Genomic DNA, 23,235 nt, shown 5'->3' on the forward strand with positions numbered 1-23,235 from the left:
TCCTTAACGGTCTTTCGGGTCGAGGGCATCACGCAGGCCATCGCCGATAAAGTTAAAACAAAACAGGGTAACGACCAGGAAACCCGCCGGGTATAACAGCAGCCACGGTGACACTTCCATTGAGTTTGCACCGTCACTCAGCAGCGCGCCCCAGCTGCTCAGCGGCTCTTGCGTACCCAGACCGAGGAAGCTCAGGAAGGATTCAAACAGGATCATGCTTGGTACCAGCAGTGAGGCATAGACCACCACCACGCCCAGCACGTTAGGAACGATATGGCGAACCACGATATTCCCGGTAGAAACACCGCCAACCTGCGCGGCTTCGATAAACTCTTTGCGTTTGAGGCTCAGCGTCTGGCCGCGAACAATACGCGCCATATCCAGCCAGGACACCATCCCGATGGCCACGAAGATCAACAGGATATTCTGACCAAAGAAGGTCACCAGCAGGATGACGAAGAACATAAACGGGAAGGAGTTCAGGATTTCCAGCAGACGCATCATCACCGAGTCCACTTTGCCGCCAAGGTAGCCGGACAGTGAGCCATAGAGCGTCCCGACGATCACCGCCACCAGCGCGGCAGCAATCCCGACCATCAGCGAGATACGCCCGCCGATAGCGACGCGCACCAGCAGGTCACGTCCGGAGGAGTCCGTGCCAAAATAGTGGCCAGACTCCATATCCGGCGCGCTGGACATCATGCCCCAGTCGGTGTCGAAATAGGTAAATTGCGACAGCATCGGGGCCAGGGTCACAAACAGCGCGATGATCACCAGCACCACCAGACTCGCCACCGCCGCGCGGTTGTGCATAAAGCGACGACGCGCGTCCTGCCAGAGGCTACGACCTTCCACTTCCAGTTTTTCACTGAAGTTTTCCAGCGCCTCGCTGTTTTTCTTACTCAACATCATGGCGTGCTCCAGTTAGTAACGGATTTTCGGGTCGATGACGGCATACAGCACATCGACGATAGCGTTAAAGAGAATGGTCAGCGCACCGACGAGAATGGTCAGGCTCAGTACCAGCGAATAGTCGCGGTTAAGCGCGCCGTTCACAAACAGCTGGCCAATGCCCGGCAGGCCGTAAATGGTTTCGATAACCATCGAGCCGGTGATGATCCCGACGAATGCTGGTCCCATGTAGGAGAGCACGGGCAACAGCGCCGGTTTGAGCGCGTGGCGGAAGATAATCCGACGCATCGGCAGCCCTTTCGCGCGCGCGGTACGAATGAAGTTCGAGTGCAGCACTTCGATCATTGAACCACGGGTGATACGCGCGATACTGGCGATGTACGCCAGGGATAATGCCACCATCGGCAAAATCATGAACTTTAATGCCCCGCCGTTCCAGCCGCCGCCAGGCAGCCACTTCAGCGTAATGGCAAATATCATCACCAGTAATGGCGCGACAACGAAGCTGGGTATGACTACCCCGGTCATTGCCACCCCCATTACGGCATAATCCCATTTGGTATTTTGTCTGAGCGCGGCGATGACGCCTGCGGTGACCCCGAAAACAATGGCCAGAATGAATGCCGCTGCACCCAATTTCGCCGAAACCGGGAAGCTGGACGCCACCAGATCGTTAACGGAATAGTCTTTATATTTAAATGACGGTCCAAAATCACCGTGGGCCAGCTGCTTCAGGTAATTGAAGTACTGGGTAGAGATAGGATCGTTTAAGTGGTATTTCGCTTCGATATTCGCCATCACTTCTGGCGGCAGCGTACGCTCACCGGTAAATGGACTTCCCGGCGCAAGGCGCATCATGAAGAAGGAAATCGTGATGAGAATAAATAGCGTTGGAATCGCTTCAAGACAGCGACGTAGGATAAATTTCAACATTGCCCGTACCTTCTGGCGTGTGCCTATATAATGTGACGTTGGTTAGACACCGTGGGGCGAGCACGCCCGCCCCACTCATTGCCATTAATGCTTGATAATATACAAGTTTTTAACGTAGATATTATCCATCGGGTCTTTACCGGTGTACCCACCTACCCACGGTTTCACCAGACGGGCGTTAACGTAGTAGTAAACCGGAACGATCGCGGAATCTTTATCCAGCTGCTGCTCAGCTTTAGAGTACAGTTCAGTACGCTGTGCTTCGTCAGTGGTTTTCAGCGTGTCGGCAATCAGCTTGTCAAACGCCGGGCTCTTATAGTGCGCGGTGTTGTTTGAGCTGTCGCTCAGCATGGTGTTCAGGAAGGAGGTCGGTTCGTTATAGTCCGCACACCAGCCGGCACGCGCCACGTCAAAGGTGCCCTGATGACGGCTGTCGAGGAAGGTCTTCCACTCCTGGTTCTCCAGCTTCACGTTCGCGCCCAGGTTCTTTTTCCAGATCGAGGCGACGGCGATAGCCAGTTTTTTGTGCAGATCGGACGTGTTGTACAACAGGCTGAAGGTCAGCGGCTTATCGGCGGTATAGCCCGCTTCGGCCAGCAGTTTCTTCGCTTCTGCGTTACGCTGTTCCTGCGTCTGTTTGAACCAGTCTGGCTCGGTCAGTTTTGCGCCATCGGTGTATGGAGGGGTATAGCTGTATGCTGGCAGATCGCCCTGGTTTTTCACTTTGTTCACGATGATATCGCGATCCAGTGCCAGCTTCAGCGCAGTACGAACACGTACGTCGGTGAACGGTGCTTTCTGGTTGTTGATTTCATAGTAGTAGGTGCACAGGTACGGGTCGACGTGAACTTCTTTCGGGATCTCTTTCTTCAGCTTCTGAAACAGTTCAATCGGCATGTTGTTATAGGTCATGTCGATTTCGCCGCTGCGGTAGCGGTTGACGTCAGTCACTTCGGAAGAAATTGGCAGGTAGGTCACCTGATTAATCACGGTTTTAGCGTTGTCCCAGTATTGCGGGTTACGCTCAAGCACCATACGCTCGTTGACCACCCAGTCTTTCAGCTTATAGGCGCCGTTGGTCACGATATTGGCAGGCTGGGTCCATTTTTCACCAAATTTTTCCACCGCGGATTTTGGTACCGGGGAGACGGACGGGTGAACCAGCAGCTTATAGAAGTACGGAACAGGTTCGCTCAACGTGACTTCGAAGGTATTGGCATCGATCGCTTTAACGCCCAGATCGGTGATCGGTTTTTTGCCCGCGATGATGTCATCAATATTGGCAATATGGCCATATTGCAGGTAGCTCGCATACGGAGAGGCGGTCGTTGGATTCGCCAGACGCTGCCAGCTATAAACGAAATCTTCAGCCGTCACCGGCGTGCCGTCGGACCATTTCGCATCTTTACGCAGATGGAAGGTCCAGACTTTGAAATCTTTGTTTTCCCATTTTTCTGCCACGCCCGGTGCCGGGTGGCCGTCAACGTCAGTGACCAGCAGGCCTTCGAACAGGTCGCGGTTAACGTTAGACTCAGGAACACCTTCAATTTTGTGCGGGTCAAGAGACTGAACTTCCGCACCGTTGTTACGCACCAGCGTCTGCTTCTCCGCCAGCTGAACACCTGCAGGAACGTCCGCAGCCATTGCAGCGTTTCCCGCGATTAGCGCAGTTAAAATCCCCGCCGCTACCAGATTTTTTTTTGTGATGATGGACATTGTGTTGATACTCCACTCATTATAATGACTGGCCTTCGCCAGCTGTGTAATCCCCTGTTGGGGCCTGTACAGCGCAGGAGTTTTTTTTTGCTGCTGTCAGGTTCTTCTTTTACTGCTTGCTATCACCGACTTTTTTATTACTGACCGCTCGTATGGCAGTCTTGCGTCGATTCTTTACAGGCCTCCCCTGTTTGAGACCTGTTCTGGATATCCGAGATGAGAACCATATGAAAATAATTCTCATCTGATTGTTTTATGCTGCAAAATATTAGGCCGGAAAGTATCAAATGGCGTAATCGTGCGCCAATACATTTTGCAAATTTGTTAAGCAATTCTCTTTTACGGTGAGTACCGTATCGTTGATGGCAGCCCTGCCGGACATCGAACATCACTATAAAGACATGATATTCAATAGGATAGAGAAAATTTTCTCTACAAGCGCGTCGCTGCGCTATCATCGTGTGATTTTGTACAAAAATTTAACAACTGATTATTATTTAGCACATTCATCTAGGGGAATGTTGAAATTACTAATATCATTTCGGTTATCTCTCAGCAAGCCCCAGAGTATCATGTGAGTAAAATAACAGAGTGATCGAAGATTTTCTGCGCAGGCGGGGTAAGGCGGAATTAATAACCTATTGAAATACAAGAAATGAACATTATTAGTAGAATTTATTATGATATGTGAGCATTTCAACTTTAGTTATATGATTTGCTGATAATCACGTAAAAAAACGGAGCCGTCGCTCCGTTCTTTCATATGAAGTATTAATGCAATAATCCGGGGAAAATGCTTTTAATACCCGTGACGATGAATTCGATCCCTAACGCCATCAGCAACAGGCCCATGATACGCGTAATGACGTTGATGCCCGTCTGACCCAGCAAGCGCACCAGCCAGGGTGCCATGCGGAACACGCCCCAACAGCAGAGCGCAAAAATGGCAATAGCCACGGAAAAGCCAATCAGGTGCATCAGGCTATGATAGCGCGTGCCCCAGACAATGGTTGAACTGATGGCCCCAGGACCGGCCATGAGCGGTAAGGCCAGCGGCACCACGCCAATGCTTTCGCGGATGGCGGTTTCTGACTTCTCTTGTTTATTCTGCTTATCCTCGCCAAGCTTACCGCTGATCATGGACATGGCGATGGTCACGACCAGGATCCCACCTGCAATGCGGAAAGAATCTATCGAAATCCCGAAAAGCTGGAGAATCGTGTCGCCGAGAAAAAGAGAGGTGAGCAATATGATCGCCACCGACAGGTTAGCGGTGAGGTTGGTCTTATTCCTGGCCGCCGCTGTCTGGTAACTCGTCATACTAATGAAGACAGGAATGATCCCCACCGGGTTGACCAGGGCAAACAAACCAATAAAAAATTTAAAATACGTTGGAAAATCAAAGAGCGTTTGGATCACGTTTTGCTCCGCTTATACATATGCCCTGGACTGACAATTTGTCATGAGAAATCGCGCTGAAGATACCCTTTTTATCAGCATACTTCACTTGAAATCTGTACCAAAACGTTATCATTTCAGGATGTTAAACATTTGTATAATCAATGATAGCGCCGCTTCCAATACTTACGTAATTATTTAACACTGGAAAAATCAGCACGAAATAACCCTGCTGAAAGGTATCAGCTTAGGGGAAAATTGACGCAGATCATGATTTCCGTACTCAGAAGTGAGTAATCTTGGTTACACCCCCAGGGAGGCCACCTGCCAAAAAGGGATGATGCTAAGGTAAGGCTCTTTTAGTAAATTAGTGTGCTGGTGTAGAAAGTAACTCTTTGTTTTATTTTGTGTTACGCAAGTGCTATCGGCTCTGTCTATACTGTGTGACGTATCGAGCGCTGGTTTACTAAAAGAGTTTAAACATTATCAGGAGAGCATTATGGCTGTTACTAATATCGCTGAACTGAACGCCCTCGTCGAGCGCGTGAAAAAAGCCCAGCGTGAATATGCCAATTTCACCCAAGAACAGGTTGATAAAATCTTCCGCGCGGCCGCACTGGCTGCTGCAGATGCTCGAATCCCTCTCGCTAAAATGGCCGTTGCCGAATCCGGCATGGGTATCGTTGAAGATAAAGTGATCAAAAACCACTTTGCTTCAGAGTATATCTACAACGCCTATAAAGATGAGAAAACCTGTGGCGTGCTGTCTGAAGACGACACCTTCGGTACTATCACCATCGCTGAACCTATCGGCATTATCTGCGGTATCGTTCCGACCACTAACCCAACGTCTACCGCTATCTTCAAATCACTGATTAGCCTGAAGACCCGTAACGCAATCATCTTCTCTCCACACCCACGTGCGAAAGACGCGACCAACAAAGCTGCAGATATCGTCCTGCAGGCCGCTATTGCTGCGGGTGCACCAAAAGACCTGATTGGCTGGATCGACCAACCTTCTGTTGAGCTCTCCAACGCGCTGATGCATCACCCGGACATTAACCTGATTCTGGCGACCGGTGGTCCAGGCATGGTTAAAGCTGCATACAGCTCCGGTAAACCGGCTATCGGTGTGGGCGCGGGTAACACCCCTGTTGTTATCGACGAAACTGCTGACATCAAACGTGCTGTCGCGTCTGTACTGATGTCTAAAACCTTCGATAACGGTGTAATCTGTGCATCTGAACAGTCTGTTGTGGTTGTGGATTCCGTATATGACGCGGTTCGCGAACGTTTCGCCAGCCACGGCGGCTACCTGCTGCAGGGCAAAGAGCTGAAAGCGGTTCAGGACATCATCCTGAAAAATGGCGCGCTGAACGCCGCTATCGTGGGTCAGCCAGCCTACAAAATTGCTGAACTCGCAGGCTTTACCGTTCCGGCAACCACCAAAATCCTGATCGGTGAAGTGAAAGTTGTTGACGAAAGCGAGCCGTTCGCACACGAAAAACTGTCTCCTACGCTTGCAATGTACCGTGCGAAAGATTTCGAAGAGGCGGTAGAGAAAGCTGAGAAGCTGGTTGCCATGGGCGGTATCGGTCACACCTCTTGTCTGTACACTGACCAGGATAACCAGCCAGAGCGTGTTGCTCACTTCGGTCAGATGATGAAAACCGCACGTATCCTGATCAACACCCCTGCTTCTCAGGGTGGTATCGGTGACCTGTACAACTTTAAACTCGCACCTTCCCTGACTCTGGGTTGTGGTTCCTGGGGTGGTAACTCCATCTCTGAAAACGTTGGTCCAAAACACCTGATCAACAAGAAAACCGTTGCTAAGCGAGCTGAAAACATGTTGTGGCACAAACTTCCGAAATCTATCTACTTCCGCCGTGGCTCTCTGCCAATCGCGCTGGATGAAGTGATTACTGATGGCCACAAACGTGCGCTCATCGTGACTGACCGTTTCCTGTTCAACAACGGCTACGCTGACCAGATCACCTCTGTGCTGAAAGCGGCTGGCGTCGAAACTGAAGTGTTCTTCGAAGTTGAAGCTGACCCAACCCTGAGCGTGGTACGTAAAGGTGCTGAACTGGCTAACTCCTTTAAACCTGATGTGATTATCGCACTGGGTGGTGGTTCCCCAATGGACGCCGCGAAAATCATGTGGGTGATGTACGAGCATCCAGAAACTCACTTCGAAGAACTGGCGCTGCGCTTTATGGATATCCGTAAACGTATCTACAAGTTCCCGAAAATGGGCGTAAAAGCGAAAATGATCGCGGTCACCACCACTTCCGGTACCGGTTCAGAAGTCACGCCATTCGCGGTAGTAACAGACGATGCAACCGGTCAGAAATACCCACTGGCTGACTACGCACTGACGCCAGACATGGCTATCGTTGATGCGAACCTGGTTATGGAGATGCCGAAGTCACTGTGTGCGTTCGGTGGTCTGGATGCGGTAACTCACGCCCTGGAAGCTTACGTTTCTGTACTGGCATCTGAGTTCTCTGACGGTCAGGCTCTGCAGGCTCTGAAACTGCTGAAAGAAAACCTGCCAGCGTCCTACAACGAAGGGTCTAAAAACCCTGTAGCACGTGAACGTGTCCACAGTGCCGCAACCATCGCCGGTATCGCGTTTGCCAACGCCTTCCTGGGTGTTTGCCACTCAATGGCGCACAAACTGGGCTCACAGTTCCACATTCCTCACGGTCTGGCGAACGCCCTGCTGATCAGCAACGTTATCCGTTATAACGCTAACGACAACCCAACCAAGCAGACTGCTTTCAGCCAGTACGACCGCCCACAAGCACGTCGTCGCTATGCTGAAATCGCTGACCACCTTGGTCTGAGCGCACCGGGTGACCGTACTGCTGCCAAGATTGAGAAACTGCTGGCATGGCTGGAAAGCCTGAAAGCTGAACTGGGTATTCCTAAGTCAATCCGTGAAGCGGGCGTACAGGAAGCTGACTTCCTTGCTCACGTAGATAAGCTGTCTGAAGATGCATTCGATGACCAGTGTACTGGTGCTAACCCGCGCTACCCACTGATCTCCGAGCTGAAACAGATTCTGCTGGATACCTACTATGGTCGTGAGTTCAAAGAAGGTGACGTTGCCGCTGTGAAAACAGAAGCCTCTGTCATCAAAGCTGACAAGAAAGCGAAGAAAAGCGCTTAATTGACATCAGCAGATGAAAAACCCGCCTTTATGGCGGGTTTTTTTATGTCTGAATAATAAGCCAGACGTTATTTTCTGTTGTCGTGCTGAATCGCCGTCAGCGAGCCTACAGACAGCGCTTCTTTATAATGCTTACGGCAGACCGAAACATAGCGTTCATTGCCGCCTATCACCACCTGCTCGCCATCTGCATAAGGTTTCCCGGCCTGGTCAAGACGAAGTACCATACTGGCTTTACGACCGCAGAAGCAGATCGTTTTCAGTTCGACAAGTTTATCCGACCAGGCGAGCAAATACTGGCTCCCTTCAAAAAGCTCGCCGCGGAAATCCGTGCGCAGGCCATAACACAGCACGGGGATATCAAGCTCATCGACTACCTCTGACAGGGCATGGACCTGTTCACGCGTCAGAAACTGGCTCTCATCGACCAAGACACAATGAATGGGCTGCGCAGCATGTTCTGCACGAATGTCTTCAAACAGATCGGTTTTCGGGTTAAACAGCCTTGCAGGCGACGAGAGCCCTATTCTGGAGCTCACCTTCCCCGCGCCAAAGCGATCGTCAATTTCCGCCGTATAAACAACGGTACGCATCCCTCGCTCCTGATAATTGTACGAGGATTGCAGCAGCGCGGTGGATTTCCCGGCATTCATTGCCGAATAGTAGAAATAAAGTTGTGCCATTGGCCGTAAAACCCTAATCAATGTGTAATATTCCCGATGAGTCATTGTACCATATTTTGTCTGGTCATCAGCGATGCAGCGCACAGAGGATGCAGTTCAGTACGGCGTTCAGTACCGTCTGTTTAACAAAATAACCCGTTAAAACATGAAGTAAACGCATTCAGCCAGACGACGAGGTTATAAGTTCAACCAAACATAACACTTCTTTTTATAGTGGAATCCGTGTTGTTTAAGATTCACTATTTATTAACTATTTCAGGCTTAACACCAGGGGTGCGAACTAATACAAAAGGCTGATATTTCTCCGCCGCAACTATAATTCCTGCGGGAAATGTCACAAAAAAAAGATGCGGGCGGCCTGTTTTAGCATGCTCAGATGATAACAACCGAGACTGCTGGGTGGCGGAATTTAAGTTAGCGTAATTAATAATAGCGGCAATATTTAGTATTTTTTGAATTCCTTACATTCCTGGCTATTGCACAACTGAATTTATGGCTCTATTATTAGGTCAACAAACCACCCCCCATTATAAGTTTGAGATTACTACAATGAGCGAAGCACTTAAAATTCTGAACAACATCCGTACTCTTCGTGCGCAGGCAAGAGAATGCACCCTCGAAACGCTTGAAGAAATGCTGGAAAAATTAGAAGTTGTAGTTAATGAACGTCGTGAAGAAGAAAGCGCTGCTGCGGCTGAAATCGAAGAACGTACTCGTAAACTGCAGCAATATCGTGAAATGCTGATTGCTGATGGTATCGATCCAAATGAATTGCTGAACAGCATGGCTGCCGCTAAAACCGGTACTAAAGCAAAGCGTGCTGCCCGTCCTGCTAAATATAGCTACGTTGATGAGAACGGCGAAACTAAAACCTGGACTGGCCAGGGTCGTACTCCTGCTGTTATCAAGAAAGCGATGGATGAGCAAGGTAAACAGCTGGACGACTTCCTGATCAAGGATTAATCGAGCCTTATTCAGAAAAATCCCGCTTATTGCGGGATTTTTTTTAACCTAAATTTGTCGCAAACATCCTCTTACACTCTGTCATAAAGCATTATTTAGCAATTTCATCGACTGTACTTTAAGACAGGTTTTCGGGAGTGTTACGGGCATAAAAAAACCGGTGGGCAACGCCTCACCGGTTTGAACATTTGCAGCGGTGGCTTATTTCTTAATACCTACGCTCTCTTTGAGCCAGGTTTTAAATTCTTCGCCGAGGGTATTGTGGCGGATACCATATTCAACAAACGCCTGCATATAACCGAGCTTATTACCGCAGTCATGGCTCTTACCTTTCATATGGTAGGCCTCAACGGTCTCTTTCTCGATCAGCATATCGATGGCATCCGTCAGCTGGATCTCATCACCCGCTCCTGGAGGCGTTTTAGCCAGCAGAGGCCAGATTTCAGCACTCAGGACATAGCGACCTACAACAGCAAGGTTTGAAGGCGCTACGTCGGCTTTAGGCTTCTCTACGACGCCCACCATTGGCACACTCTCACCCGGCTCAAGGTTAACGCCTTTGCAGTCAACCACACCGTATGCCGTTACGTCTTCAACAGGCTCAACCATAATCTGGCTGCTGCCGGTTTCGTCGAAACGCTTGATCATTTCAGCCAGGTTATCCTGAGAAAGATCGGATTCGTATTCGTCCAGAATAACGTCAGGCAGAATTACCGCTACAGGCTCATCACCCACGACCGGGTGTGCGCACATAACAGCGTGGCCCAGACCTTTCGCCAGCCCCTGACGAACCTGCATAATGGTGACGTGTGGAGGGCAAATAGACTGAACTTCTTCTAACAGCTGACGCTTAACGCGCTTTTCCAGCATGGCTTCAAGTTCAAAGCTTGTATCGAAATGGTTTTCGATAGAGTTTTTAGATGAATGCGTAACCAGCACAATTTCAGTGATGCCGGCTGCGATACATTCATTAACGACATACTGGATTAATGGCTTATCAACCAGAGGCAGCATCTCTTTAGGAATCGCCTTGGTTGCTGGTAACATCCTGGTCCCCAATCCCGCTACCGGGATAACGGCCTTTCTGACTTTCGAATTTAGGGCAGCCATTCAAATTCTCCTGAGCTGTTCAAGTTTTGAACTTTTATGCAATAAATAACGCGTTGAGTATATCAGCCTCGCCCCGCAGTCCGGGTCTGAAAAGAACGCGTTGCCGATCAATTAGGATAAATACGCATGAAACCGGGCAGCGATAGTAGCACTCCCCGCAAAACACAGGTAAAGCAATCTTAAAATGACGATCCAATTGCTTATTCCGTGGACAACATTAAGCGTAGCCGCCCCCCGGCGCCCCAAATTTGGCACTGCCAGGAGGAACAGCGGTGGCTAATTGAATCTACAGTTCCCAACGTCCCAAGCGGTACACCGTTACTCACCTGAATATGGTGTTCACCGGTATTCAGTGATGCATTGAGACCGGCTGAAACAAGGATCAGATTTTTTAAACCGCTGTGGTAATAGCCGACCAATAGCGGAAACTGTCCAGGCAAATTGGCCTGACGAAAAAGCTGGTTTACCTGTTTGAGTAAACTGCCTAACTCCGGCAACCGTTGTCCCTGATGGGATAACTGTTCCTGCAACAAACCATTAAATAGCGCACGAAGAAGCAACGCCGCTAATACACCGTTATCCCCCGCCCGGGTGACATCCAGGGAATAAAACGCAAGGTCAGAATCTGACAGTGGCGCAATATCCAGCACCAGCCCAGGCTGGTCAGCGGCCACCAGCTGCCGATAATTTACGCGACAGTGGGAAATAGTTTGCTGGACGGGCGGCTGGAGTTCTTGCAACAGTTTCGCCGCAGCAGGCGGATTACTCACCAGAGCGTCCCAGTCCTGGAAAAGACGTTCCTCTTCCTCTACCCGGGAATTAAACATATTCGGATAAAGGCACGCTAAGACCGTTTCTCGCAGCCGGTTCAAATCTTTAACCGGCTTAAGCAGAATATCCTGTACCCCAAGACGTAATGCTTTTGCGATATCCGCCATGTTCTCGGTGGCAGAGATCACCAGAATCGGCGTCTGATTGCCTTCGTTACGCAGATGCTCAACCAGCTTCAGTCCATTCATGCGCGGCATCGCAATGTCGCAAATCATCAAATCGGGCGTAATGCTGATCATTTTTTCCAGGGCGTCGATGCCATCTTCAGCCAGTGACGTCATTGCGCCCAGCGAGGATAACCACGAATCCAGTAGCGATCGGAAAACGGGCTCGTCTTCAACAATCAAAATGTGTTTTCCGGCCAATGGCTGCGTCATGGTTCCTCCCCTGGCTGACAGTAACTAAATAGTGGCATGCGATCGGCACTATCGCCTGTCAGATTTTGCTGAAGTAGTCAAAAAAAGGTGCTTAACGTGCGGTTTGCACAAAAGGCAACAATTCGTCCATTTTCTTTTCGACGGCTAACGAGCCCGCTGCGATGGCGGCCTCAGCCCGATGGAAATCAAGAGTAGAGATTTGCGGACAGTACGGCTGAATAAGAATATCCGGAGGATCGCCTGCCATACGGTTACGTTTAAGGCGATTCTCGAGTACCTGAATTGACGTGGTCATGATTTCTATCGCCGTCGGCGCAGCAACCGAACGACGTGCGGTCATACGCCCGATTCTTCCGCGCAGGCGCTCGTGCCAGGCCAGTTTCTCGCCCTCAGCATCTTCGCTCTGGAGGTTGACCGGCATGAGATCCTGTTGCATCAGGTGGGCGTCGTGCTGAAGGTCGACGGCAATCACGATGTCAGCGCCCATTGCACGCGTCAGAGAGATGGGAACCGGGTTAACGACGCCACCATCGACAAGCCAGTAACCGTTGTGTGGGACAGGCGCCATGAGTCCCGGCATACTGCAGGAGGCACGCACGGCAAGATGGATATCCCCTTCGGTTAGCCAGAGTTCGCGACCTGTACTGAGGTTCGTCGCGACGGCGCCGAAAGGCATCTGACAATCAGTGAAGTCTTCGAGGGGCATAACCTGGCGGAACTGGTTAAAGACGCGTTCGCCGCGCAGCAGTCCACCACGCTGCCAGGAGAGGTCCATCAGACGCAGCACGTCCCAGTAGCTGAAGGAGCGCACCCACGTCTCGAGCTCCGGTAGCTTTCCGCACGCGTAAGCGGAGCCGACAAGCGATCCGATTGAGCACCCTGCAACAATATCGACGGTAATGCCCATCTGATTTAAGGCATTAATCACGCCGATGTGTGACCATCCCCGGGCGGCACCTGAACCCAGCGCCAGCCCAATTTTAACCTTTCTCATTAGTCCTGTTTTACGTCCCCTGGATTCCTGACATGGCATCAACGCAACGCCTCAGTTAACATAGTGCTACCCGAAGCGTTTTACGCCTTTATTTTTTGTTCCAGGAAGAGAATCGTGTCTCAACTCTGCCCTTGTGGTAGCGCTCTGGAGTATAGCCTATGTTGCCAGCGATATCTTTCTGGCGATCAGGTTGCACCAGACCCGTCACACCTTATGCGTTCACGGTACACTGCTTTTGTGATCAAAGACGCAGACTACCTGATTAAAACCTGGCATCCATCCTGCCACGCAGCCGATTTCAAACAGGACATCGAAGCCGGGTTTGCGAACACGCAGTGGCTCGGCCTCACCGTCTATGAATCCTGTCCAGGCAGTCATGAAGATGAAGGTTACGTCAGCTTTGTTGCCCGTTTTACCGAGAACGCTAAGCCTGGCGCCATTATCGAGCGTTCCCGGTTCTTAAAGGAACGCGGGCAATGGTATTATATTGACGGAACGCGTCCACAGTTTGGTCGTAACGATCCCTGCCCGTGTGGTTCAGGTAAAAAATTTAAAAAGTGTTGCGGGCAGTAATGCCTAACAACCCAGACTTCGCAAATACAAACAGGATTTCCCGGCGATGCAATCATTACAACGTAAAGTTCTGCGCACCATCTGTCCCGATCAAAAAGGGCTGATCGCACGAATTACCAACATTTGCTACAAGCATGAACTGAATATCGTGCAGAACAACGAGTTCGTTGACCACCGTACCGGCCGCTTCTTCATGCGTACCGAACTGGAAGGTATTTTCAACGACACCACCCTGCTGGCCGATCTGGACAGCGCGCTTCCGGAAGGCTCCGTGCGCGAGTTGACCCCTGCGGGCCGACGCCGCATCGTGATCCTGGTGACTAAAGAAGCACATTGCCTGGGTGACCTGCTGATGAAAGCCAACTACGGCGGTCTGGATGTCGAAATTGCGGCTGTTATTGGTAACCACGAGACCTTGCGCTCGCTGGTCGAGCGCTTTGATATTCCGTTCGAGCTGGTTAGCCATGAAGGCCATACGCGTGAAGAGCACGACGATCTGATGGCGCAGGCCATTGAAGCGCATAACCCGGACTACGTGGTGCTGGCGAAATACATGCGCGTGTTAACGCCATCTTTCGTGGCGCGTTTCCCGAACAAGATCATCAACATCCACCACTCGTTCCTGCCGGCCTTTATTGGTGCGCGTCCATACCACCAGGCGTACGAGCGCGGCGTGAAGATCATCGGCGCGACAGCCCACTACGTGAATGACAATCTGGACGAAGGCCCCATCATCATGCAGGACGTGATTCATGTGGATCACACTTACACCGCTGAGGACATGATGCGTGCAGGGCGTGACGTAGAGAAGAATGTGTTAAGCCGCGCGCTGTATCAGGTACTGGCCCAGCGTGTCTTCGTTTACGGCAACAGAACCATCATTCTTTAATCTTTCGGAAAATGAATTGATTAGCTTTGCGCCTTTACGGATAAAAAGCAGGCAAACAACTTCATTTCCCTAAAGGAAAGCTTTACAGGGGCGTCTCATTTGATATGATGCGCCCCGCTTCCAACAGGAAGCAGGTCAGTAAAAAGCATTACCCCGTGGTGGGGTTCCCGAGCGGCCAAAGGGAGCAGACTGTAAATCTGCCGTCATCGACTTCGAAGGTTCGAATCCTTCCCCCACCACCATCTCTCAGCACGACCTCAAAATTTGAATTACCCCTGGTAGGGTTCCCGAGCGGCCAAAGGGAGCAGACTGTAAATCTGCCGTCATCGACTTCGAAGGTTCGAATCCTTCCCCCACCACCATCACTTCCCCAACATAAAAAAACCGAGTCCGCCCTTGTAGGCCGGGTAAGGCGCAGCCGCCACCCGGCGACAGAAACCTACATCGGCGGCAAACGACGCCTGACAGGCGAACTCTTCACAATCGACGTATTACACTGGGCATGTTCCGCCAGGCCGTCCAGCAGCGCATCAAGCTGTTCGATTGACCGCACCACCAGCCTGATGACGAAGCAGTCCTCCCCGGTGACTTTGTCGCTCTCAATACACTCCGGCATCGCCTGAATATACTTATCCACCTTATGCAACAGCCCTGGCAACGGCCGTACGCGCACCAGCGCCTGCAGCGTATACCCCAGCGCCGCCAGATTCACCCGTACACCATACCCCTGAATCACACCGCGCTCTTCCAGCCGCTTCAGGCGCTCTGCCGTACTGGGGGACGTCAGACCGATGCGGCCGCTGAGCACCTTCAACGACATGCGCGCATCCTCAACCAGGCAGGCTAAAATTTGTCGGTCGATATCATCGATAAGGCATTCCATTCTTTTCACCTAATTTTAAAAAGTCATTTACCTTTTCAACCTTATCTCACCCCTGTAAAACCCGACAGCGATTTTCGACAATAGCGTCATTAATCAGGAGGTGGATGATGCGTGATTTCCATAAAGGCGTCTGGCAAATGAGCCTGGCGATGTTAATTTCCGGCTCTATCGGCGCGTTTGTTTTGCTCTCCGGTCTGCCGGTGACGGAAGTGGTGTTCTGGCGCTGTCTTATCGGGGCTATGGCGCTTTTTATTTTTATCCGGGTCAGTCAAAAGCCCTTCAGACACCTCACCCGCACCACGCTGCTGCTGGCTTATTCTCGGCGGCGTGGCGCTCGTGGTGAACTGGCTGCTGCTCTTCGCGGCCTATGAGCGCATCTCAATTGGTCTTTCAACCGTGGTCTATAACACCCAGCCTTTTATGCTGGTCTTGATGGGGATGTTTCTGGGCGAACGCGTCAGCCTGGTGAAATGGGGCTGGCTATTCCTCGCCTTTGGCGGCGTGGTGATCCTGCTCTCCAGCGAGCTGACCGGCGCGCATGGCAGCGAATGGCTCACCGGAATAGGTTTGGCCATGGCCGCGGCCTTCTTCTACGCGCTGACGGCAATCATTGCGCGCAAACTGAAAACAATCGCACCGCAGCATATTGCCTTTATCCAGGTGCTGACCGGCGTCGTGATGCTTTTGCCGTTTGCCAGCCTGCCGTCATTTTCCGGTGATTTCCCCTGGCCGATGCTGCTGACGCTCGGCATTGTCCATACCGGCATTATGTACCAGCTGCTCTACAGCGCAATTCAGAAGCTGCCTACGCCCATCACCGGCTCCCTGTCGTTTATCTATCCGGTGGTGGCAATTGTTGTCGATAATCTGGTGTTCGGACACGCGCTTAACCTGACGCAGCTGGCGGGCGGCGCGCTGATCCTGTTTGCTGCCGCAGGCAACAACCTGGGCTGGGGTGAAAAAAAACCCCGCGAGTGCGGGGTTAGTATCAAAACGGCGAATTAGCGACGGGCGCGTACAATCTGGTATTTGCGCGTCAGGTACTCCACCGGCGCGCTCCAGATGTGGACCAGGCGGGAGAACGGGAACAGCACAAACAGCGTCATCCCCAGCACCAGGTGAACGCGGAAGATAAACGCCACGCCGTCCAGGTGCTCAGATGCTCCGCCGTGGAAGGTCACCACGGACTGCGCCCAGCCGACCAGCTTCATCATTTCGCTTCCGTCCATATGCTGCGCCGAGAACGGAATGGTCAGCAGACCCAGCGCGCACTGTACCATCAACAGGGAGAGGATCAGGATATCCGCTGCGGTTGTGGTGGCACGCACGCGCGGGCTGAACAGACGACGCTTGAGCAGCAGCAGGCCGCCAACAAGGGTCATCACGCCGCAGGCACCGCCCGCGATCATCGCCATCTTCTGCTTCACCTCAATCGGCAGCCACGCTTCATACATCCAGTGCGGCGTCAGCATCCCGAGGAAGTGACCGGCAAAAATGCCCAGAATCCCGATGTGGAACAGGTTAGACGCGACGTGCATCCCCTTGCGGTCCAGCATCTGGCTGGAGGCGGCACGCCAGGTGTACTGGCCATAATCGTAACGCAGCCAGCTTCCCACCAGGAACACGGTGCCCGCGATATACGGGTAAATGTCAAAGAAGAACATATTCAGGAAGTGCATTAGTGCCGTCCTCCGTTAGAGATATTCAAATATTGCGGGGCAACCGCGCCGGCAAAACGGCGCTGGTGAGCAGCGATTTCAGACTCGCCGCAGTTCTGGTCAGCAAAGAATTTGACCTGCTCTTCTTCCCAGACCGCATCCAGCGCCTGTGGCGTATCGTCACGGGCCTCATCGGCGATTTTCTCCGCCACTTTTTCACTGTCGACAGAGGCGTTGGCGAGCTTCACCAGCAGTTCGAACAGCACCGCGTAGCGGCTCTCACGCTGCTGAAGACGCGCGCCGAGCAGCGCCAGGATCGGCGCGATGTCCTGCAGACCGCCCAGCGCCTCTTCTTTTGGCAGCTGCGCCAGATATTCCAGATAGAGCGGCAGGTGATCCGGCAGCTCGCGGCTGTCGAGCTGCAGGCCGTGCTGCTCGTACTGTGCCATAAGGTCAACCATCGCCTGACCGCGGTCGCGGGATTCACCGTGAACGTGTTCGAACAGCAGCAGCGAGGTCGCACGCCCCCGATCAAACAGCTGACTGTAGTCCGCCTGCGCATCAAGAAGATCGCGCGCCAGCAGGTCACGGAGGAAAACGCCAAGCCGCTGGGCATCTTCTTTATCCAGGTTTTCAGATGCCGCAAGCGCATCAAAAAGTTCCTGCTGGTGCTGCGCCAGCGCAGCATCCGGGTACTCGAGCAGACGCGAAACAATGACGAGTTCAATCATGAGTGCGGCTCCGTTTTACTGGTCACATCCATGGCGTCGATGCGGCGGCTGTTGAACAGGTTGAATTTGCTGTCTGACCCGTGGCAGCCGTCGCCAAAGGTAAAGCCACAGCCGTTTTTCTCCGGGAAGGCCTCGCGGGCCAGCTCACGGTGGCTGCTAGGCACCACGAAACGGTCTTCGTAGTTGGCAATCGCCAGATAGCGGTACATTTCCTGCGCCTGCGCTTCGGTCAGACCGACCTCTTCCAGCGCGCGGGTGTCGGTTACGCCGTCCACGGTTTCGGCACGCTTGAAGTGGCGCATCGCCAGCATACGCTTCAGCGCCAGCAGTACGGGCTGGGTATCCCCTGCGGTCAGCAGGTTGGCCAGGTACTGAACCGGAATACGCAGGCTCTCCACGTCCGGCAGAATGCCGTTGCTGCCCAGCTCACCCGCGTCAGCGGCAGACTGAATCGGCGACAGCGGCGGCACGTACCAGACCATCGGCAGCGTGCGGTATTCCGGATGCAGCGGCAGGGCCAGCTTCCAGTCCATCGCCATTTTGTACACCGGAGACTGCTGCGCGGCGTCGATTACGCTCTGCGGAATGCCGTCCTTCAGCGCCTGCTCAATCACCTTCGGATCGTTCGGGTCGAGGAAGACATCCAGCTGACGCTGATACAGATCCTTCTCGTTCTCGGTGCTCGCGGCGTTTTCAATCGCGTCCGCGTCGTACAGCAGCACGCCGAGGTAGCGAATACGGCCTACGCAGCTCTCGGAGCAGACGGTCGGCATACCGGCTTCGATACGCGGGTAGCAGAAGATGCACTTCTCGGACTTACCGCTCTTCCAGTTGAAGTAGATTTTTTTGTACGGGCAGCCGGTGATGCACATGCGCCAGCCGCGGCACTTGTCCTGGTCGATCAGCACGATGCCGTCTTCTTCACGCTTGTAGATGGCGCCGCTCGGGCAGGTCGCCACGCACGCCGGGTTAAGGCAGTGCTCGCACAGGCGCGGCAGATACATCATGAAGGTGTTTTCGAACTGGCCGTACATCGCCTTCTGCATGTTCTCAAAGTTCTGGTCTTTGGCGCGTTTCTCGAACTCGCCGCCCAGAATCTCTTCCCAGTTGGGACCGCTGGTAATTTTGTCCATGCGCTGACCGGTGATCAGCGAGCGGGGACGGGCGATCGGCTGGTGTTTACCTTCCGGCGCGTTGTGCAGATTCTGGTAGTCGTAGTCAAACGGCTCGTAGTAATCCTCGATGCCCGGCAGGTGCGGGTTAGCAAAGATTTTTCCCAGAAGCCAAGCGCGGTTACCCATGCGCGGCTGCAGCTTGCCGTTGATTTTGCGGATCCAGCCGCCCTTCCACTTCTCCTGGTTTTCCCAGTCGGTCGGGAAGCCGGTGCCCGGCTTGCTTTCCACGTTGTTGAACCAGGCGTATTCCATACCTTCACGGCTGGTCCAGACGTTTTTACAGGTGACCGAGCAGGTATGGCAGCCGATGCATTTATCCAGATTCAGCACCATGCCGACTTGTGAACGAATTTTCATTTTACGCTCTCCTGTACCTGGTCATTACCTTCGCCGTCTAACCAGTTAATATTCTTCATCTTACGTACCACCACGAACTCATCGCGGTTCGATCCTACGGTGCCGTAGTAGTTAAAGCCGTAGGCCAGCTGCGCATAGCCACCGATCATGTGGGTCGGCTTCGGCGTAATGCGGGTCACGGAGTTGTGGATCCCGCCGCGCTGCTCGGTGATCTCTGACCCCGGCAGGTTCACGATACGTTCCTGCGCGTGGTACATCATGGTCATCCCGGCCGGTACGCGCTGGCTCACCACCGCACGCGCCGTCAGGGCACCGTTGCTGTTAAACACTTCAATCCAGTCGTTATCTTCAATACCCAGATCTTTGGCATCCGTTTCGCTCATCCAGACAATCGGACCGCCGCGCGACAGAGTCAGCATCAGCAGGTTGTCGCTGTAGGTGGAGTGGATCCCCCACTTCTGGTGCGGCGTCAGGAAGTTCAGCGCCTTCTCCGGGTTACCGTTGGATTTTGCGCCCATTACCGCTTTCACGGAGCGGGTGTCGATAGGCGGACGGTACACCAGCAGGCTTTCACCGAAGTCGCGCATCCACTGGTGGTCCTGATACAGCGACTGGCGGCCTGACAGGGTGCGCCATGGGATCAGCTCGTGAACGTTGGTGTAGCCCGCGTTATAGGACACATGCTCGTCTTCCAGGCCAGACCAGGTCGGGCTGGAGATAATCTTGCGCGGCTGGGCCTGAATATCGCGGAAGCGGATTTTCTCTTCCTCTTTATTCGTCGCCAGGTGCGTATGGTCGCGACCGGTGAACGCGCTCAGCGCCGCCCAGGCCTTCACCGCGACGTGACCGTTGGTTTCCGGTGCCAGGGTCAGGATCATCTCTGCCGCATCAATCGCCGTGTTCAGCATGGGCTGGCCTTTCGCCGGGCCGTCCGCTTTGGTGTAGTTGAGCTTGCGCAGCAGGTCCATTTCGCTCTGGGTGTTCCAGGCGATCCCTTTCCCGCCGTTACCGATTTTCTCCATCAGCGGGCCGATAGAGGTAAAGCGCTCGTAGGTTGCCGGGTAGTCACGTTCAACCGGAATGATGTGCGGTGCGGTCACGCCCGGGATCAGGTCGCATTCGCCTTTTTTCCAGTCCTTCACGTCCAGCGGCTGCGCCAGTTCGGCAGCGGAGTCGTGCTGGATGGGCAGCGTTACCACGTCGGTCTCTTTGCCGAGGTGCCCCACGCAGACTTCGGAGAAGGTCTTCGCGATGTCTTTGTAGATTTCCCAGTCGCTTTTCGATTCCCACGCCGGGTCAACGGCCGCAGACAGCGGATGAATAAACGGATGCATATCCGAGGTATTCATGTCGTCTTTTTCGTACCAGGTGGCGGTAGGCAGCACGATGTCGGAGTAAAGGCAGGTGCTGGACAGACGGAAGTCGAGGGTCACCACCAGATCCAGCTTGCCGTCGAGACCGTTGTCTTTCCACTCCACCTCTTCCGGCTTCACGCCGCCCTGCTTGCCGAGATCTTTCCCCTGGATACCGTTTTCGGTACCGAGCAGGTACTTCAGCATGTACTCGTGGCCTTTACCGGACGAGCCCAGCAGGTTGGAGCGCCAGATGAACAGGTTGCGCGGGTGGTTTTTACCGTTTTCCGGCTGTTCTGCCGCAAAGCGGATTGAGCCATCCTTCAGGGATTTCACGGTGTAATCCACCGGTGACATGCCCGCTTTCTTCGCCGCTTCCGCAATGCGCAGCGGGTTCGTGCCCAGCTGCGGCGCCGACGGCAGCCAGCCCATGCGCTCGGCGCGGACGTTGAAGTCAATCAGATGGCCGCTGTAGCGGGATTTATCCGCCATCGGCGACAGCAGCTCCTGTGCGGTGACCGTCTCGTAACGCCACTGGCTGGAGTGGTTATAGAAGTAGGAGGTGCTGTTCATGTGGCGTGCCGGACGCTGCCAGTCAAGGGCAAACGCCAGCGGCTGCCAGCCGGTCTGCGGACGCAGTTTTTCCTGACCCACGTAGTGCGCCCAGCCGCCGCCGCTCTGGCCGACGCAGCCGCAGAAGATCAGCATGTTGATCAGACCACGGTAGTTCATATCGAGGTGATACCAGTGGTTAAGACCCGCACCGACGATGATCATGGAACGACCGTGGGTCTTGTCGGCGTTTTCCGCAAACTCTCGGGCGATACGCACGATCTGCGCGCGTGGAACGCCGGTGATCTGCTCCGCCCATGCCGGGGTATAAGCCTTCACGTCGTCATAGCCGGTTGCGCAGTTTTCATCACCCAGACCGCGTTCCAGGCCGTAGTTCGCCATGGTCAGGTCATAGACGGTGGTGACCAGCGCGGTAGTCCCGTCGGCCAGCTGCAGGCGTTTCACCGGCAGCTTGTGCATCAGCACGTTTTTCAGCTCAACCTTGTTGAAGTGCTCGGAACCTTCGCCGCCAAAGTACGGGAAGCCCACCTCAGCAATCTCGTCCTGGCTACCCAGCATGCTCAGACGCAGTTCCGTCTCTTCGCCGGTCGTGCCGTTACGCTGCTCAAGGTTCCACTTGCCCTTCTCGCCCCAGCGGAAGCCGATAGAGCCGTTTGGCGCCACCAGCTCACCGTTGCTGTTATAGGCGACGGTTTTCCACTCTGGGTTATTTTCCTGGCCCAGCGCGTCCACCAGATCGGCGGCGCGCAGCGTACGGCCTGCGGCGTAGTAGCCGTCACGCTCTTCGAGCATCACCAGCATCGGCATGTCGGTGTAGCGACGGACGTAGTCGGTGAAGTACTGGCTTGGTTTATCCAGGTGGAACTCGCGCAGCATGACGTGGCCCATCGCCATCGCCATCGCGGCATCGGTACCCTGTTTCGGTGCCAGCCACAGGTCGCACAGCTTGGCGATTTCGGCGTAGTCCGGGGTCACCGCCACGGTTTTGGTGCCTTTGTAACGCACCTCGGTAAAGAAGTGCGCGTCCGGCGTACGGGTCTGCGGCACGTTTGAGCCCCAGGCGATGATGTAGCTGGAGTTGTACCAGTCGGCGGACTCCGGTACGTCGGTCTGTTCGCCCCAGGTCTGTGGAGACGCCGGCGGCAGGTCGCAGTACCAGTCGTAGAAGCTCAGGCAGGTACCGCCGATTAAGGAGAGATAGCGCGCGCCGGAAGCGTAAGAGACCATCGACATCGCCGGGATTGGCGAGAAGCCTGCCACGCGGTCAGGACCGTAGGTTTTCACGGTGTAGACGTTGGAGGCGGCAATCAGCTCGTTCACCTCTTTCCAGGAAGAGCGAACGAAACCACCGCGACCGCGCGCCTGCTTGAAGCTTTTCGCTTTGTCGGCGTCCTCGATGATGGATGCCCACGCATCAACCGGATCGCTGTGCTGCACTTTCGCTTCACGCCACATTTTCATCAGGCGTTTACGCATCAGCGGATATTTGAGACGGTTGGCGCTGTAGAGATACCAGGAGTAGCTGGCGCCACGCGGGCAGCCGCGCGGTTCATGGTTCGGCATATCCGGACGGGTACGCGGGTAGTCGGTCTGCTGCATTTCCCAGGTCACCAGACCGTTTTTAACGAAAATCTTCCAGCTACATGAGCCAGTGCAGTTTACGCCGTGGGTAGAACGGACGACTTTATCATGCTGCCAGCGCTGGCGGTAACCGTCTTCCCAGTCCCGGTTGGTATCCAGAACCTGGCCGTGCCCATCGGCAAACGTTTCGCCCTTCTGCTTGAAGTAGCGAAACCGGTCCAAAAACTTGCTCATCGGGTATCTCCTGTATGGAGCCTGTGGCTCTCTAAATCGACATTGCTGATTTGCAGCGAAGGTAACGCCCTGAAAGAGAGGGAGAATTGATAACGATCAAGACGACGAGGGACTTTCAGGCGAGGGATTACACC

The 23,235-nt window shown here is 53.6% G+C and carries 17 protein-coding genes, 2 tRNA genes and 1 pseudogene; 7 read left to right on the plus strand and 13 right to left on the minus strand.

The window, feature by feature from the left end:
- Window positions 1-3: 3 nt before the first annotated feature.
- The 4 genes from oppC to N6P30_RS18550 all read right to left on the minus strand — a co-directional run bounded on the left by oppC (window position 4) and on the right by N6P30_RS18550 (window position 4,980).
- Window positions 4-912, minus strand: a complete 909-nt coding sequence (gene oppC, locus N6P30_RS18535) for an oligopeptide ABC transporter permease OppC (protein ID WP_008502787.1) — start codon at window positions 910-912, stop codon at window positions 4-6.
- Window positions 913-924: 12 nt separating this feature from the next.
- A complete protein-coding gene (gene oppB, locus N6P30_RS18540; RefSeq protein ID WP_008502786.1) occupies window positions 925-1,845 on the minus strand; it encodes an oligopeptide ABC transporter permease OppB in 921 nt (306 codons plus the stop codon).
- A gap of 84 nt (window positions 1,846-1,929) precedes the next feature.
- Entirely contained in the window at window positions 1,930-3,561 is a 1,632-nt protein-coding gene (oppA, locus tag N6P30_RS18545) for an oligopeptide ABC transporter substrate-binding protein OppA (protein WP_008502785.1), read from the minus strand.
- Window positions 3,562-4,332: 771 nt separating this feature from the next.
- Entirely contained in the window at window positions 4,333-4,980 is a 648-nt protein-coding gene (locus tag N6P30_RS18550; protein WP_008502784.1) for a YchE family NAAT transporter, read from the minus strand.
- 478 nt (window positions 4,981-5,458) lie between these two features.
- Between N6P30_RS18550 and adhE the strand changes: the two genes are divergently transcribed.
- Window positions 5,459-8,137, plus strand: coding sequence for a bifunctional acetaldehyde-CoA/alcohol dehydrogenase (gene adhE / locus N6P30_RS18555; protein WP_008502783.1), 2,679 nt, complete (start codon window positions 5,459-5,461; stop codon window positions 8,135-8,137).
- 68 nt (window positions 8,138-8,205) lie between these two features.
- Here the strand turns inward: adhE and tdk are convergent, their stop codons facing one another.
- Window positions 8,206-8,820: a thymidine kinase gene (gene tdk, locus N6P30_RS18560; RefSeq protein WP_008502782.1), complete on the minus strand. Its 615-nt coding sequence runs from the start codon at window positions 8,818-8,820 to the stop codon at window positions 8,206-8,208.
- Window positions 8,821-9,369: 549 nt separating this feature from the next.
- Between tdk and hns the strand changes: the two genes are divergently transcribed.
- Window positions 9,370-9,783 (plus strand): histone-like nucleoid-structuring protein H-NS, encoded by a 414-nt coding sequence (hns, locus tag N6P30_RS18565; RefSeq protein WP_008502781.1) that lies wholly within the window; start codon window positions 9,370-9,372, stop codon window positions 9,781-9,783.
- Between the two features lie 201 nt (window positions 9,784-9,984).
- Here hns and galU read toward each other — a convergent pair whose 3' ends face one another.
- From galU to rssA, 3 genes are all read right to left on the minus strand, one after another.
- Window positions 9,985-10,893 carry a UTP--glucose-1-phosphate uridylyltransferase GalU gene (galU, locus tag N6P30_RS18570; RefSeq protein ID WP_008502780.1) on the minus strand — a complete coding sequence of 303 codons (909 nt, stop codon included), beginning with the start codon at window positions 10,891-10,893 and terminating at the stop codon, window positions 9,985-9,987.
- A 200-nt stretch (window positions 10,894-11,093) separates the two neighbouring features.
- Entirely contained in the window at window positions 11,094-12,101 is a 1,008-nt protein-coding gene (gene rssB, locus N6P30_RS18575) for a two-component system response regulator RssB (protein WP_260629963.1), read from the minus strand.
- Window positions 12,102-12,192: 91 nt separating this feature from the next.
- Window positions 12,193-13,095 (minus strand): patatin-like phospholipase RssA, encoded by a 903-nt coding sequence (rssA, locus tag N6P30_RS18580; protein WP_021240334.1) that lies wholly within the window; start codon window positions 13,093-13,095, stop codon window positions 12,193-12,195.
- Window positions 13,096-13,209: 114 nt separating this feature from the next.
- Here rssA and N6P30_RS18585 point away from each other — a divergent pair, with 114 nt between their 5' ends.
- The 4 genes from N6P30_RS18585 (at window position 13,210) to N6P30_RS18600 (ending at window position 14,919) form a co-directional block, all read left to right on the plus strand.
- The gene (locus N6P30_RS18585; RefSeq protein ID WP_032652249.1) at window positions 13,210-13,668 is read left to right on the plus strand and encodes a YchJ family protein; all 459 of its coding nucleotides are present in this window, start codon (window positions 13,210-13,212) and stop codon (window positions 13,666-13,668) included.
- Window positions 13,669-13,714: 46 nt separating this feature from the next.
- Window positions 13,715-14,557 carry a formyltetrahydrofolate deformylase gene (gene purU / locus N6P30_RS18590; protein WP_021240336.1) on the plus strand — a complete coding sequence of 281 codons (843 nt, stop codon included), beginning with the start codon at window positions 13,715-13,717 and terminating at the stop codon, window positions 14,555-14,557.
- A 157-nt stretch (window positions 14,558-14,714) separates the two neighbouring features.
- Window positions 14,715-14,799: transfer RNA gene (locus tag N6P30_RS18595), tRNA-Tyr, on the plus strand.
- 35 nt (window positions 14,800-14,834) lie between these two features.
- Window positions 14,835-14,919 (plus strand) — tRNA-Tyr (locus tag N6P30_RS18600).
- Window positions 14,920-14,996: 77 nt separating this feature from the next.
- On the opposite strand, the gene N6P30_RS18605 is transcribed toward N6P30_RS18600, so the two are convergent.
- Entirely contained in the window at window positions 14,997-15,440 is a 444-nt protein-coding gene (locus N6P30_RS18605) for an Lrp/AsnC family transcriptional regulator (protein WP_023292227.1), read from the minus strand.
- Between the two features lie 107 nt (window positions 15,441-15,547).
- Between N6P30_RS18605 and N6P30_RS18610 the strand changes: the two are divergent.
- Window positions 15,548-16,445: pseudogene (locus N6P30_RS18610) on the plus strand (DMT family transporter).
- Here N6P30_RS18610 and narI read toward each other — a convergent pair.
- Genes narI through N6P30_RS18630 form a run of 4 tightly spaced genes read right to left on the minus strand, consistent with a single transcriptional unit; the run spans window position 16,442 to window position 23,101 of the window.
- A complete protein-coding gene (gene narI / locus N6P30_RS18615; RefSeq protein ID WP_021240339.1) occupies window positions 16,442-17,119 on the minus strand; it encodes a respiratory nitrate reductase subunit gamma in 678 nt (225 codons plus the stop codon). The pseudogene N6P30_RS18610 and the gene narI sit on opposite strands and share 4 nt — an antisense overlap.
- Window positions 17,119-17,829, minus strand: coding sequence for a nitrate reductase molybdenum cofactor assembly chaperone (gene narJ, locus N6P30_RS18620; RefSeq protein ID WP_058673291.1), 711 nt, complete (start codon window positions 17,827-17,829; stop codon window positions 17,119-17,121). Before narJ ends, narI begins: the two co-directional genes overlap by 1 nt.
- Window positions 17,826-19,361, minus strand: coding sequence for a nitrate reductase subunit beta (gene narH, locus N6P30_RS18625; RefSeq protein WP_021240341.1), 1,536 nt, complete (start codon window positions 19,359-19,361; stop codon window positions 17,826-17,828). Before narH ends, narJ begins: the two co-directional genes overlap by 4 nt.
- Complete coding sequence (locus tag N6P30_RS18630) at window positions 19,358-23,101, minus strand: nitrate reductase subunit alpha (RefSeq protein ID WP_023292224.1); 3,744 nt, start codon at window positions 23,099-23,101, stop codon at window positions 19,358-19,360. The genes narH and N6P30_RS18630 overlap by 4 nt, the downstream gene beginning before the upstream one ends.
- Between the last annotated feature and the right edge of the window lie 134 nt (window positions 23,102-23,235).

The organism is Enterobacter sp. PL1, from assembly GCF_945957325.1.
GTDB lineage: Bacteria > Pseudomonadota > Gammaproteobacteria > Enterobacterales > Enterobacteriaceae > Enterobacter > Enterobacter roggenkampii.

Excerpts from the sequence above, each read along its gene's own strand:
- oppC (WP_008502787.1), bottom strand. The coding sequence starts at position 912 with ATGATGTTGAGTAAGAAAAACAGCGAGGCGCTGGAAAACTTCAGTGAA.
- oppB (WP_008502786.1), bottom strand. The coding sequence starts at position 1,845 with ATGTTGAAATTTATCCTACGTCGCTGTCTTGAAGCGATTCCAACGCTA.
- oppA (WP_008502785.1), bottom strand. The coding sequence starts at position 3,561 with ATGTCCATCATCACAAAAAAAAATCTGGTAGCGGCGGGGATTTTAACT.
- adhE (WP_008502783.1), top strand. The coding sequence starts at position 5,459 with ATGGCTGTTACTAATATCGCTGAACTGAACGCCCTCGTCGAGCGCGTG.
- tdk (WP_008502782.1), bottom strand. The coding sequence starts at position 8,820 with ATGGCACAACTTTATTTCTACTATTCGGCAATGAATGCCGGGAAATCC.
- hns (WP_008502781.1), top strand. The coding sequence starts at position 9,370 with ATGAGCGAAGCACTTAAAATTCTGAACAACATCCGTACTCTTCGTGCG.
- galU (WP_008502780.1), bottom strand. The coding sequence starts at position 10,893 with ATGGCTGCCCTAAATTCGAAAGTCAGAAAGGCCGTTATCCCGGTAGCG.
- rssB (WP_260629963.1), bottom strand. The coding sequence starts at position 12,101 with ATGACGCAGCCATTGGCCGGAAAACACATTTTGATTGTTGAAGACGAG.
- rssA (WP_021240334.1), bottom strand. The coding sequence starts at position 13,095 with ATGAGAAAGGTTAAAATTGGGCTGGCGCTGGGTTCAGGTGCCGCCCGG.
- purU (WP_021240336.1), top strand. The coding sequence starts at position 13,715 with ATGCAATCATTACAACGTAAAGTTCTGCGCACCATCTGTCCCGATCAA.
- N6P30_RS18605 (WP_023292227.1), bottom strand. The coding sequence starts at position 15,440 with ATGGAATGCCTTATCGATGATATCGACCGACAAATTTTAGCCTGCCTG.
- narI (WP_021240339.1), bottom strand. The coding sequence starts at position 17,119 with ATGCACTTCCTGAATATGTTCTTCTTTGACATTTACCCGTATATCGCG.
- narJ (WP_058673291.1), bottom strand. The coding sequence starts at position 17,829 with ATGATTGAACTCGTCATTGTTTCGCGTCTGCTCGAGTACCCGGATGCT.
- narH (WP_021240341.1), bottom strand. The coding sequence starts at position 19,361 with ATGAAAATTCGTTCACAAGTCGGCATGGTGCTGAATCTGGATAAATGC.
- N6P30_RS18630 (WP_023292224.1), bottom strand. The coding sequence starts at position 23,101 with ATGAGCAAGTTTTTGGACCGGTTTCGCTACTTCAAGCAGAAGGGCGAA.